At 28.1% G+C, this 13,272-nt stretch carries 12 protein-coding genes and 1 tRNA gene; all 13 read right to left on the reverse strand.

What is annotated here, in order from left to right; all coding sequences use genetic code 11:
* Positions 1-181: 181 nt before the first annotated feature.
* The 13 genes from AWT65_RS06120 to AWT65_RS06180 all read right to left on the reverse strand — a co-directional run bounded on the left by AWT65_RS06120 (position 182) and on the right by AWT65_RS06180 (position 13,187).
* Complete coding sequence (locus AWT65_RS06120) at positions 182-1,741, reverse strand: YadA family autotransporter adhesin (protein WP_066730154.1); 1,560 nt, start codon at positions 1,739-1,741, stop codon at positions 182-184.
* Positions 1,742-1,841: 100 nt separating this feature from the next.
* Positions 1,842-3,479 (reverse strand): YadA family autotransporter adhesin, encoded by a 1,638-nt coding sequence (locus tag AWT65_RS06125; protein WP_066730155.1) that lies wholly within the window; start codon positions 3,477-3,479, stop codon positions 1,842-1,844.
* Between the two features lie 29 nt (positions 3,480-3,508).
* On the reverse strand, positions 3,509-5,731 hold the full coding sequence (locus AWT65_RS06130; protein ID WP_066730156.1) for a YadA-like family protein: 2,223 nt from the start codon (positions 5,729-5,731) through the stop codon (positions 3,509-3,511).
* A gap of 161 nt (positions 5,732-5,892) precedes the next feature.
* Positions 5,893-6,279 carry an ATP synthase F1 subunit epsilon gene (gene atpC / locus AWT65_RS06135; protein WP_066730157.1) on the reverse strand — a complete coding sequence of 129 codons (387 nt, stop codon included), beginning with the start codon at positions 6,277-6,279 and terminating at the stop codon, positions 5,893-5,895.
* Position 6,280: 1 nt separating this feature from the next.
* Complete coding sequence (gene atpD, locus AWT65_RS06140) at positions 6,281-7,675, reverse strand: F0F1 ATP synthase subunit beta (RefSeq protein WP_066730158.1); 1,395 nt, start codon at positions 7,673-7,675, stop codon at positions 6,281-6,283.
* Between the two features lie 14 nt (positions 7,676-7,689).
* Positions 7,690-8,553 (reverse strand): ATP synthase F1 subunit gamma, encoded by an 864-nt coding sequence (gene atpG, locus AWT65_RS06145; RefSeq protein WP_066730159.1) that lies wholly within the window; start codon positions 8,551-8,553, stop codon positions 7,690-7,692.
* 12 nt (positions 8,554-8,565) lie between these two features.
* On the reverse strand, positions 8,566-10,071 hold the full coding sequence (gene atpA, locus AWT65_RS06150) for a F0F1 ATP synthase subunit alpha (RefSeq protein WP_066730160.1): 1,506 nt from the start codon (positions 10,069-10,071) through the stop codon (positions 8,566-8,568).
* A 12-nt stretch (positions 10,072-10,083) separates the two neighbouring features.
* Positions 10,084-10,611: an ATP synthase F1 subunit delta gene (gene atpH, locus AWT65_RS06155; protein ID WP_066730161.1), complete on the reverse strand. Its 528-nt coding sequence runs from the start codon at positions 10,609-10,611 to the stop codon at positions 10,084-10,086.
* Between the two features lies 1 nt (position 10,612).
* Positions 10,613-11,110 carry a F0F1 ATP synthase subunit B gene (gene atpF / locus AWT65_RS06160; RefSeq protein WP_066730162.1) on the reverse strand — a complete coding sequence of 166 codons (498 nt, stop codon included), beginning with the start codon at positions 11,108-11,110 and terminating at the stop codon, positions 10,613-10,615.
* A gap of 12 nt (positions 11,111-11,122) precedes the next feature.
* Entirely contained in the window at positions 11,123-11,362 is a 240-nt protein-coding gene (gene atpE, locus AWT65_RS06165; RefSeq protein WP_066730163.1) for an ATP synthase F0 subunit C, read from the reverse strand.
* 11 nt (positions 11,363-11,373) lie between these two features.
* The gene (gene atpB, locus AWT65_RS06170) at positions 11,374-12,270 is read right to left on the reverse strand and encodes a F0F1 ATP synthase subunit A (RefSeq protein ID WP_232292797.1); all 897 of its coding nucleotides are present in this window, start codon (positions 12,268-12,270) and stop codon (positions 11,374-11,376) included.
* Positions 12,267-12,650, reverse strand: coding sequence for a hypothetical protein (locus tag AWT65_RS06175; protein ID WP_066730165.1), 384 nt, complete (start codon positions 12,648-12,650; stop codon positions 12,267-12,269). The genes atpB and AWT65_RS06175 overlap by 4 nt, the downstream gene beginning before the upstream one ends.
* A 460-nt stretch (positions 12,651-13,110) precedes the next feature.
* Positions 13,111-13,187 (reverse strand) — tRNA-Asn (locus tag AWT65_RS06180).
* Positions 13,188-13,272: the final 85 nt, after the last annotated feature.

Consider the following 13,272-nt stretch of genomic DNA (forward strand, 5'->3'; position numbering starts at 1 on the left):
TTAAAAAAAAAAAAAAAAAAAAACAGTTTTTTTTATAATTACTTGTTTATTTTTTAACTAAATGTTCTTTATATACTGCATTTATTTAAATTTATATCTTTTAATTTCATAAACTTTTTTAACTAAATATATATATTTTTCAAAAAAATGACCCCATAATACATATGAGATCTTCTCATTATTACTTACGAATTAATTTATTAACTATTTCTTTTAATTCTTTAATTTCTTGTCCTTGTTTATATATTTTTTCATCACGTTTTCTATTTTCTTCTTTTAATTGTTCTATAACCTTATCCTTATTATCAACACTTCCAAGCATAACTCCAGCACCAATACCTAATGCAAGATTTCCTTTTGTATTTACTGAACCACTTAATTTATATATAAAGTTTTGCTTATCATTTGTTCCACTAAAGCCTACTGCTACTGAATGTGAGCCACCATAGTATCCATATGCTGCTGCTAAATTAAACTTTTTATCTCCACTTACTTGTGGTAAGTTAGCTATAGCTACAGCGTTTGATATACCACTTAATGCTAGATCTGATTTTTTATTAATACCTTCTATTTTTTTATCTACTTCTTCATTTGAACCTTGGTTTTGTATACTCTTTTGGAGTTTCTTCAATTGTGCAACTGTTACTGCTTCATCATCTTCTGCACCATCTGCTAGACCTTGGATTCTTCTTTTTGCTTTATATACTGTTTCATTTCCTTTATTATCTTTATATACATATTTACCACCAACAGCTAATGCATATACATCTTTTGTATCTTGATCTGTTAAATATCCTTTATTTTTAATTTCTTTAGTAGTACTAAATGAACCTATTGCTAATGAATTATTCATATTTACACTACTAAAATATCCTCCTATAATTGAACTGTTTGTAATTGGACTGTTTGTTGCATTTTCAATTTTTGATGCATAACCTTGTATATATGAATTTGTTGCATTTTTAATTTTTGATGATTTACCTTGTATATATGAATTTTCAGAATTTAATATTTTATTATAATCTCCAAAAATATAGTTTGAATTTTTTGTAGTTGAATTTTTTGTAGTATCAAAAGTATTATCATCATTATTTATTTCACTTCCATATCCTTCAATATGTGAAAAAGCACTATTCTTTATATTATTATCATCACCATGAATAAATGCATTTTGTCCCTTTTCAACTTTATTTCTAAATCCAAAAACTTGTGAATGAAAACTTAAGCCTTTGACTGTATTTTCGCTTCCATTAATACTTGAAAATGAACTTCCATTCAATTCATTATTATGACCTAAAACATTTGAATATTCACTAAATACCGCCTTATTATCATCACCAATAATACTTGAAGCATAATTACGATCTAGGTTATTTCTTTTACCTTGAATAAAAGCAAATTGGCTATCAGTAACTTTATTATTATCACCTACAAGCATTATACCATCATTATTATTATATTTTCCTTCATTTAAGATTTCATTATCACTCCCTAACATCAAAGAGTTTTTACCAATTTCAAACTTATTATTATACCCTAATAGAAAATTATTATATCCTGTCTTTATCTTATGTCCAAAACCAACTAAAAAATTATGATCAGAATTTTCAGTTAAATTTGAAAAATCTTTTCCTCCATTGATTATTACATTTCCTTTATTGTCTACTGCATAATTTAATTTAGGTTCTATAGCTAAGCTTAAAATGCTTAAAAAACAACTAAATAAAATAATCTTCTTCATTTAAAACATCTCCCTCTTTAATTCTACCCCCCCCCATTTATTTTCAAGACTTTTTTATATTAGTTATTTTTTAGGTCTAACTTTTGGGGATCAGTTCATATTATTTATTTTTAATTAAAATTTCTAATTTCTTTTCTAATTCTTTAATACGTTTTTCTGAATTTTCTTTATATTCAATTAGTTCTTTTATTTTCTTATCTATTTCTTGTTGACGCTTTTCATATTTTTCTATTTTTTCATTAGCAAACTCTAATTTCTCAGTTAATTTTTTTACATTTAATTTGTCAATATTATGTCCATCTACATCACCAAGCATAACTCCAGCACCAATACCTAATGCAAGATTTCCCTTATTGTTTACTGAACCACTTAATTTATATGTAAAGTTTTGCTTATCATTTGTTCCACTAAAGCCAATAGCAATTGCATGATAACTACCATAGTATCCATATGATGCTGCTAAGCTAAACTTCTTATCTCCTGATACATTAGGTAAATTAGCTATAGCTACTGCATTTGATACACCACTTAATGCTAGATCTGATTTTTTATTAATACCTTCTATTTTTTTATCTACTTCTTCATTTGCACCTTGGTTTTGTATACTCTTTTGGAGTTTCTTCAATTGTGCAACTGTTACTGCTTCATCATCTTCTGCACCATCTGCTAGACCTTGGATTCTTCTTTTTATTTTTTCTTCTCCAACAGATACTGCATATACATCTTTTGTTTTTTGATCTGTTAAATATCCTTTATTTTTAATTTCTTTAGTAGTACTAAATGAACCTAATGCTACACCATAACTATTATATACTTTAGAAGCAACCCCAATAGCTGTTCCAAATTCTATAGAATTATTGTCTTCAGCCAAAATTTTTGCTCTTAATTTCATACTTTCTATATACCATTTTTTATTTTCTTTATTTTGATCAATTTTAGCTATTTCATCAAATTCTTTTTTATACTTTTTCTTTATTTCATCATTTTGTATTAATTGATTATAATAATACTGAATATTATTATATTTAATATACTCTTCTTCTTTTTGTTTATCACCTACATATGATGTTACACCTAAAGTAACAGACCCTTTACCAAACGCCTTAGACATAGCACCAACCGTTGTACTAATTTCTCCTGCATATGATGAACCTCCCAAGGCTGTTGATGCTGAATTAATAGCATATGAACCTGCACCTAAAGCTGTTGACATCATATCAAAAGCATTGGCTTGAGTCCCAACTGCTGTTGAAAGAAATCCTAAAGTTGTTGCTTGATATCCAATTGCATTAGATGAATGTCCTGCTGCATATGCTTCATAACCAATACTACTATCATCAGCCTTTTCTGCATATGCCCTATTACCTACTGCCATTGCCCCTAATCCTAGTGCCCTTGTATCATATCCTATAGCCATAGAACCATCCCCACGAGCTCCATCATTGTTATAATTTGCAAATTTTTCTGATTGTGGATTATTGGGAAATGTAGAAAAATAATGTAATCCATTATCAATATTTATAGTATATGACTTATTATTTTCATCAATAATTACAGTCTTATATTTTCCCTTTTCATTATTATCTATTTTAGCATACTCTTCTTCTGTTAAAACTTTTTTATTTTGTCCATTAACATATACTTTAATAGTGTCAGCATATCCTATACTTGAATAGAATAAAAATTGTAATATAGTTAACACCATTAATTTTGTTTTATATTTTAAACTATATCTCATATTTATACCCTTCATATATTATACTTTTTTTATTTATTTTTAATAATCGCTCTTAATTCTTCTATAATTTCTTTTAATTCTTTTATCTCATTTCCTTGCTTTTTTAAATTTTGTTTAATTAATATGTTTTCGTTAGTTAATTTTTCAATTTTCTTATCCTTATTATCAACACTTCCAAGCATCACTCCAGCTCCAACTCCAAGTGCAAGATTTCCTTTTGTATTTACTGAACCACTTAATTTATATATAAAGTTTTTCTTATCATTTGTTCCACTAAAACCTATTGCTACTGAATGTGAGCCTCCATAATAGCCATATGCTGCTGCTAAATTAAACTTTTTATCTCCACTTACTTGTGGTAAGTTAGCTATAGCTACTGCATTTGATATACCTCCTAAAGCAAGATCAGATTTTTTGACTACTTCTTTAACATCATCTTGTAGTTTTGATTTAATTTCATTTAATTGACTTACATTTACTGCATCTTTTTCTTTGACACCGTTAGCTACATTTGTTATGACTTTTTCACCATCTTTAACACGTAATATTACATTCTTTTTTTCATCACTTTTTAACTTAGAATATTCTTCTTCAGATAAAACTTTTTCACCTGAAACATATTCAAATGTATTTGAGCCTCCAACATTCCCTTTTACTTCAAAGGTTGCTGTATGTTCTTTTGGTGTTTTAGTTTCTGTTGGTGTAGCTGGAGTTTGTGGTGTTACAGCAGGTTGACTAGTATTAGGTTGTTTATTAGTTACTGATATATCAATACCCTTTCCTTCTAACTCTAAAGTATCTCCTAATTTAACATTTATAGTTTTTCCTCCTGCTTTTACGTTTATATATTGATTCTTTATTACTTGTTTTAATTGAGCAACATTAACTGCATCTGTATCTTCACTACCAGCTGCAAGTCCTGTTAATTGACGAGTCATTCCTGTATCTTCATTACCTATAGATACTGTGGCTCCTGTTGATTTCCACATACAAATTGCCTTATTATATGCCAGTATATTTGCAGCACTTAATCTTTCAACCTCTTCTTTTAAATTTTTATCATCGGGCTTAGTTTTTAATTCATCTTTTTTTACTTTCAAATTATTATATGCCTTAACCCATTCATCATATTTTTTATCATTTCCTATTTTTTTATTCAAATCTACTTTATCAACAAATGGAACATAACCTAAAGTCCCTTTATCTCGATTTGATATAGAACCATAACCTAAAGCTACACCAGTTTCATAATTTACTTTTGAACTTGCACCTAATGCTGTTGCCAATCTAACATTAGCATTTGAATAAGGTCCTATTGCTAAAGACCAGTCACCATTTACATTTGAATTATATCCATATGCCATACTTGCTAATCCTATAGCCTTTGAATTACTACCACTTGCAATTGTATAATTACCTATAGCATATGATTCACGACCAATTGATATAGCATCTTCTCCTACTGAAAAAAGAAATGACCCTAATGCTAAGCCATGTTGTCCTCCTCGGTATTCTTTTTCCCCATATTTATATTTAGAATCTGAACCTATAACTTCATTTCCATATCCAAATGACATTCCTAAATCTTCAACTTTAGAACTTTTACCGTAAATAACACTACCACCACTAATTGTATTTGTCATACCTGTAACTACATTTTGATCAGATCCTTTTTTAGTGTATTCCCATTCTGCTAATCGATTATTTTTATCAGCATTTTTATTAATTGCTGTCCATCCAACTAAATTCCCTTGCCCTATAACTACATTGTGTTCTCCAGATACTTTTGTAAGCTTATTATCACCATTATAGTAATCTATTCCTAAAACAACATTATATGCCCCATCAACATCAAGATTATTACCTAAGACAATACTATTATTTTTACCATTTTTTATACCTGTAAGTTTAGAATTTACTCCAATTACAATACCATTATCTCCTCCTTTAGCACCATCATTACTGTAATTACTTTCTGACCCAGTTTCATTTGACTTTATTGAAATATAGTGTAATCCATTATCAATATTTATGGTATATGTCTTATTATTTTCATCAATAATTACAGGCTTATATTTTCCCTTTTCATTATTATCTATTTTAGCATACTCTTCTTCTGTTAAAACTTTTTTATTTTGTGCATCAACATAAATTTTTATATTTTCTGCATATATTGTGTTGCCATAAAATAAAAATGGTAACATTCCTAATAATATAAATTTTAAATTCCATTTAATATTCTTTTTATTCATATTAATTCACCTCTGCTTATATTATATGCTCCTATTTTAAAAAAAGCAATAAATGGCAAAATAAAGTGAAAAATAATTGCAATTTATTTGTATTTTTTGTTTTTTTATAAACATATTAAATTTTATATATAAAAAAGTGGAATTTTTAAAAATTCCACTTATTATCTTCTCAAACTATCTTGAATTCTTTTCTTAGTTCCAAGAATATCTCTATCTTCCTTAAGTTTTTCTTCAGTTGCTTTCTTAATTGCTTGTTCTCTTTCCAAACGAATAGCACTTTCCTTAGAAGCTTCAATAATATCTTCAGCTAGAATTGTTAGCTTATTTTCTTTAACTTCCAAAAAACCTCCAGAAATTACATATAGATGTTCCTTATTTTCTTGTCTAATTAATAATTGACCAGACCCTAAGGCTGTAACATAATTTATATGCTTAGGTCTTATACCTACATCTCCTCTTGAAGATTTTACTTTCAAAAAACTTACATTTGGAAAATTAAACTCTTCTCCCTTTGGTGAAACTACCAAAACTTGTAAAAGTTCTGCCATTTTATTCACCTGCCATTTTTTTAGCTTTTTCTACTGCTTCATCTATTGTTCCAACAAATAGAAAAGCTTGTTCTGGTAAATCGTCATATTTTCCATCTAAAATTTCTTTAAATCCTCTTATAGTTTCCTTTAAAGGTACATATTTACCCTTCATTCCAGTGAATTGTTCAGCAACAGAAAATGGTTGTGAGAAAAATCTTTGTATTTTTCTTGCTCTATTAACTATTACTTTATCTTCATCACCCAATTCATCCATACCTAATATAGCTATAATATCTTGTAATTCCTTATATCTTTGCAATACCTTTTGTGTTTCTCTTGCAACTTTGTAATGTTCATTACCAACTATATCTGGTTCCAAAATTCTTGATGTTGAATCTAATGGATCAACTGCTGGATATATACCTAATGATGCTATTTGTCTTGATAAAACTGTTGTTGCATCAAGATGTGAGAATGTTGTAGCTGGTGCTGGGTCAGTTAAGTCATCCGCTGGAACATATACAGCTTGAACTGATGTTATTGATCCAGTTTGTGTTGAAGTTATTCTTTCTTGTAAGGCACCCATTTCAGTTGATAAGTTTGGTTGATATCCAACTGCTGATGGCATTCTTCCTAATAATGCTGAAACTTCAGCTCCTGCTTGTGTAAATCTGAATATATTATCTATAAATAGCAATACATTTTGTCCTTGCTTATCTCTAAAATATTCTGCCATTGTTAAAGCTGTCAATGCTACTCTTAATCTTGCCCCAGGCGGTTCATTCATTTGCCCATATACCAAGGCTGTATTGTTTATAACACCACTTTCTGACATTTCATTATATAGGTCTCTTCCTTCTCTTGTTCTTTCACCTACACCAGCAAAGACAGATAAACCTCCATGACCCTTGGCAATATTATTAATCAATTCTTGTATCAATACAGTTTTTCCTACTCCAGCTCCTCCGAATAGTCCTATCTTACCACCTTTTAAATATGGTGCTAATAAGTCTACTACTTTTATTCCTGTTTCAAGGATTTCAAAACTTCCTCCTTGTTCTTCAAAGCTTGGAGCTTCTTTATGTATAGATTCTCTCATTTCTGTTTTAACTTCACCTTTGTTATCAACAGTTTCTCCTAATACATTAAAGATTCTTCCTAAAGTTTCCTTACCTACTGGTACTTGTATTGGTGCCATTGTATCATTTATTTCTAATCCTCTTTTTAATCCATCAGTATTTGACATAGCTACTGCTCTAACTGTGTTATTTCCAAGATGTGAATGTACTTCAGCAACTATTCTTTTACCATTTAAAAAGACTTCTAAGGCATTATATATTTCTGGTAATTTATCATCAAATCTTGCATCTATTACTGGTCCTATTATTTGAGTTATTACTCCCTTATTTTTCAAATATTGCACCTCCTTTACTTAAGAGCTGATGCTCCTCCTACAATTTCATTTATTTCTTGAGTTATCTTTGCTTGTCTTATTCTATTGTATTCTAGAGTTAATTGTTTTATCAAATCATCTGCATTTTCACTAGCATTTTTCATTGCCATCATTCTTGCAGAATGTTCACTTGCTGTTGTTTCCAACAAAGCTTGATATATCTTAATATTAAGCAACTGTGGTATTAAATCTATTAACACATCTTCTTCATTAGGTTCAAAGATAAAATCTGCTTTTTTAGTTTTTTCTACATTATTTTCAAAAGGTAAAAGTCTTTCTTCTTCCAATTTATATTCAATAACTGATACAAATTTTGAATAAATTAGATAAACTTCATCATACTTATCTGATAAATAGTTATTAACTATATCAGAACTTATTAATTTTGCTTTTTCAAACATAGTTTCTGGTATCAATTGGATATATTCACTATCAACAGTAATATCTCTATCCAAACAATAATCTCTTAATTTCTTACCTATTGATATTACAGATACTTTTTTATTTTCCTTTTTGAAAGTCTTTATTTTATTTTCCATTCTCTTAATGGCATTACTATTAAAACTTCCACAAAGTCCTCTGTCAGAGGTCATAACTATTAAGCAAACCTTTTTTACCTTATTTTTTCCATCAAATAAGACATGATGTTTACCAACAGCACTAGATAAAATATTTTCAAAAACTTTATTCATTGCACCTGAATATGCTCTTGATTTAAATGTTAAATTTTGATATTTTTTAAATTTTGTTGATGACACTATATTCATTGCATTAGTAATTTGTCTTGAATTTTTTATACTATTTATTCTTTCTTTTATTTCTTTAGTATTTGCTGCCATTTTCTATTACCTCTAATGTACATAGTCTTTCTTGAATTGTGTCAAGAAATCTTCTATTTCTTTTTCTATATCAGCTGTAATAGTTTTTTGTTCTTTAATATGTTTTAATAAATCTGTCGTATTTCTAGCTGATTGCAACATTTCTTCTTCAAAATTTCTTACATCTTCTATATCTATATCATCTAACTTACCATGTGTTGCTGCATAAAATACCAAAACTTGATCTTCAACTTCATAAGGTTTATATTGAGCTTGTTTTAATATTTCCATTATTCTTTCTCCCCTATTAAGTTGTTCTCTTGTAGCCTTATCAAGATCTGATCCAAATTGTGCAAATGCTAATAACTCATTGTATTGTGCAAGTTCCAATTTAACTCTTGAAGCAACTTGTTTCATTGCCTTTATTTGTGCTGAACCTCCTACTCTTGAAACTGATAGTCCTGCATTAATTGCTGGTCTAAATCCAGAATTGAATAAATCTGTTTCCAAGAATATTTGTCCATCTGTAATTGAAATTACATTAGTTGGAATATATGCTGATATATCTCCTGCTTGTGTTTCTATTATTGGCAAAGCTGTTATACTTCCACCACCTAATTCAGGGCTTAATTTAGCAGCTCTTTCTAGTAATCTTGAGTGTAAATAGAAAACGTCTCCAGGATATGCTTCTCTTCCAGGCGGTCTTTTTAATAGTAAAGACATTTCTCTATAAGCTACAGCATGTTTTGATAAATCATCATATACAATTAATACATGTTTTCCATTATCCATGAAATACTCTCCCATGGTAACACCAGAATAAGGTGCTAAATATTGCATTGATGCTGGTTCTGAAGCTGTTGCGGCTACTATTATTGTTTTATCCATAACTCCAGCTTCTTCCAATTTTTTAGCTATATTTGCAACTGTAGATCTTTTTTGACCTATTGCAACATAAATACAATATACATCTGTATTCTTTTGATTTATTATTGTGTCTATAGCTATAGCTGTCTTTCCTGTTTGTCTATCTCCAATTATTAATTCTCTTTGTCCTCTTCCTATAGGTACCATACCATCTATAGATTTTATACCAGTTTGTAAAGGTTCACTTACTGGTGCTCTATCTATGATACCAGATGCTGTTCGTTCTACATCCATATACTTAGAAGTATTTATAGCACCTTTTCCATCAATAGGATTACCTAGTGAATCTACAACACGACCTAACATAGCTTCTCCTACTGGAACTTGAGTAATCTTACCAGTACCTTTGACTATATCTCCTTCTTTTATACTACCATTAGTCTTTAGCATTACTGCCCCAACATTATTTTCTTCAAGATTTAAGACCATAGCTACAGAGCCATTAGAAAATTCTAGTAATTCTCCTGACATTGAATCTCTTAGACCGTAAATATTTACTATTCCGTCACCTATTTCGACAACAGTTCCGACATTTTTTTTGTCTAAATTTTTCTTATAGCCTTCTATCTCTGATTTAATAATATCTCTAACTTCTTCTGGCTTTATACTCACTTACTTCACCTCCTAAAATCTATTTTTAAATTCTTTTATTTGTGTTCTTATAGAACCGTCTATTACTTCATCACCTATTTTTAGAATTCCTCCAGCAATTATGCTTTTGTCTACTACTACATGAAGTAATATCTTTTTATTTTTTATCTTTTCTAATTTTCTTATAAGTCTTGTTTTTTGTTCTTCTGTTAATTCCTTAGCAAATATTGCTGTAACAATTAATCTATTATGATTTTCATTATAGATTTTCAAATATTCATCTTTAATTTCAGAAATATTAGCTAATCTCTTTTTATCAATTAAATAATCTAAAACTTCTATAGGAATATCTTTAATATCTTGATAAATTACATTCAATATTTCTTTTTTTATTGTTGCATCTATAATTGGATATTCAAGAAATTTTTTAAATTCTTCATCATCTTTAATATGTTGCACCAATATTTCTAACATTTCTAAAACTGGAAAAATTTGATCCTTTTGTTTAGCTATATCATATATTGCTTGTGAATAAACCATTGCTACTTTTCTATCACTCATTTTATTCACCTATTTCATCAATAAAGTTTTCTATACTCTTATTTTGTAAATTTTCATCTTTTGAAATATTTTCTTTAAGTATCTTTTCTGCTAAATCAATAGCCATTTTTCCTATTTCTTGTTGTAATTCAGCTTTTGCTTTTTCTTTCATTTTAACAATATCTGCTTCAGCCTTCATTAACATTCTTTCTCTTGTTTGATTAGCATTAGCTAGAATTTGTTCTTTTCTTTCATCAGCTTGTTTTTCAGCTTTTATAATTATATCATTAGCTCTTCTTTTTGATTCTTTTCTTAATTTTTCAGAAGTCGCCTTTTGTTCTTCTAATGTTTTTCTTTCTTCATTAACTTTTTCCAAATCTTTAAGAGCTATTTTTTTTCTTTCCTCAATTATTCCACCAATTTTTTTACCGAATAATCTCCAAAAAACATAAACCATTATAAGAAAATTTATCATTTGAATTATCATAGATAAATCTATTGATATCAAGCTATTTTCCATGTTTTTTTACCATTATCCTTTCAACAATATTAATATTAGTGAAATTAATAAAGCATATATACCAGTTGATTCTGTTATCGCACAACCTATAAATAATGTACTCATTATTTCACTTTTAGCTTCAGGTTGTCTTGAAATTGCTTCAACTGCATATGCTGATGTTAAACCTTGACCAAGTCCTGCACCTATACCACCACAAGCTGCAATCCCAGCTCCCAATAATGCTGCTGCTTTTACTATTTCAACTCCCATTTCTCCTCCTTCTATTCTTCACCAATTAAGGCTTGCTCTACATAAACAGATGACAATACAGTAAATACAAATGCTTGTAATATACCTATGAATAAATCAAGATATAGTTGTAGTACTGCTGGCCACAAAACTGAGAATGAAAAGCTTCCTTTTAATAAATTAAATGTCCATGTAGACAATACATTATTAACGCTTATACCATATAACAAAGCCATAATAACAAGTCCTGCAAACATATTACCAAATAAACGCATTGAAATATTAATTGGTTTTGCACATTCCCCAATTAAATTTATAGGTAACATTATTACAAATGGATGACATAATTCTTTAAATACACCTAATAATCCTTGTCTTTTAATCCAACAAGTTACAAATAAAACTGTTACTATTATTGCTAAACCTAGTGTAGTATTAATATCTGCAGTTGCAGTTCTAAAGAAAGGTCTTACAAAATATGTTCCCCCTTCTTTATTTACCATAAATATAAATGGGAATAAAAATACACTTAAATTTGCAAATAATATAAAGGCAAATAAGGCTGAAAATAAAGGAATAAACTTAGCTTTATATTGTTTATAATTTGCTAAAAATGTTTTTTCTATAAATTTATAATATTCCTCTAAAATCAACTGAAAACCTTTTGGTTTATCTAAACTTAAATTTCTTGTACCCAAAAGCAAGATTACTATTGTTAATAACATTAATACCCAAGTGTTTACTATAGTTTGATTTATTAACAATACATGATTTGCTATATGTATCTTAGCAAATACTTTTGGTGCTTCAATAAGTTCTGTTGGTTTTAAAAATGAAATTGGTAAAAATGTAGAAAATAATGCTAATATAAAGTTTATAATTAAAGTTACTACTATAAAAATCAGTATAGCTTTTCCTACTTTTTTCAAAATTTATGCACCTTCTTTCCGTATTTTTTCAAGATATATATTATATAACAAGATATTTTAAATGAACATAAACCTAATGCACAGATTATTACAGTATATATATCTTTATATAGTGCATGTACAAAATATAAAGTAACTGCATATAGAGCATATGATATTAAATATCTTATATAGCTAATATATGTCTTGTAATTCATATAAACTAATAAATACACCATTCCTAATAGTAATAAATTACTAATTATAGAAATCACAACTCCTATGCAAAAAGAATAAATGTATTCACAACTAAATATGAGTCCTAAAAAAAATGCTACTAGCCCCAAGCATATTTCAAATACAAATATTCTTTTAATATTTCTTGGTATAACTTTTAGCATAACATTTCTCCTAACTGATGATAATTAAATAATAACACTTTTTTTTATTTTTTTCAACTTTTTTTACTTCTTTAACTAAAAAAACTAACAGTTTTTATTTTAGATAGATATTGCCTTTACAAAATTTAATATTTTAACTGTTTTATTTTGTATTTTCATATATTTTATGCACTAATTCCAAATCAAAAACAGAATATTTAATTTTATTAGTATTTTTAATACTATCAGCATATTATTTCACTTATTTAACACTTATATTTTTTTCGTACACCATTCTTATTCTATTAATTTTGGGATATCCAATATTTATTCCAATTTTAAATTCTATATACTTGATTTTAATTTCAAGTTCTACATTTCTTTCAAATAAAATTATTAATTTTACAATATATTGTACAAAAAAACTATTAAAGTATAATATCTTTAATAGCTTTTTTTAATATTACAGAGTAAAAAAAAATGGCGTCCTCGGATGGACTCGAACCAACGACCCTTTGGTTAACAGCCAAATGCTCTAACCAGCTGAGCTACGAAGACACCTAAACTTGGCAGTTACCAATCTTCCCCATTACTGAGTATTTTAGGCGTATATAGGCTTAACTTCTAGGTTCGGTATGTTGCT

Source organism: Sneathia sanguinegens (assembly GCF_001517935.1).
Taxonomy (GTDB): domain Bacteria; phylum Fusobacteriota; class Fusobacteriia; order Fusobacteriales; family Leptotrichiaceae; genus Sneathia; species Sneathia sanguinegens.

Excerpts from the sequence above, each read along its gene's own strand:
- AWT65_RS06120 (WP_066730154.1), bottom strand. The coding sequence starts at position 1,741 with ATGAAGAAGATTATTTTATTTAGTTGTTTTTTAAGCATTTTAAGCTTA.
- AWT65_RS06125 (WP_066730155.1), bottom strand. The coding sequence starts at position 3,479 with ATGAGATATAGTTTAAAATATAAAACAAAATTAATGGTGTTAACTATA.
- AWT65_RS06130 (WP_066730156.1), bottom strand. The coding sequence starts at position 5,731 with ATGAATAAAAAGAATATTAAATGGAATTTAAAATTTATATTATTAGGA.
- atpC (WP_066730157.1), bottom strand. The coding sequence starts at position 6,279 with ATGGCAGAACTTTTACAAGTTTTGGTAGTTTCACCAAAGGGAGAAGAG.
- atpG (WP_066730159.1), bottom strand. The coding sequence starts at position 8,553 with ATGGCAGCAAATACTAAAGAAATAAAAGAAAGAATAAATAGTATAAAA.
- atpH (WP_066730161.1), bottom strand. The coding sequence starts at position 10,611 with ATGAGTGATAGAAAAGTAGCAATGGTTTATTCACAAGCAATATATGAT.
- atpF (WP_066730162.1), bottom strand. The coding sequence starts at position 11,110 with ATGGAAAATAGCTTGATATCAATAGATTTATCTATGATAATTCAAATG.
- atpE (WP_066730163.1), bottom strand. The coding sequence starts at position 11,362 with ATGGGAGTTGAAATAGTAAAAGCAGCAGCATTATTGGGAGCTGGGATT.
- AWT65_RS06175 (WP_066730165.1), bottom strand. The coding sequence starts at position 12,650 with ATGCTAAAAGTTATACCAAGAAATATTAAAAGAATATTTGTATTTGAA.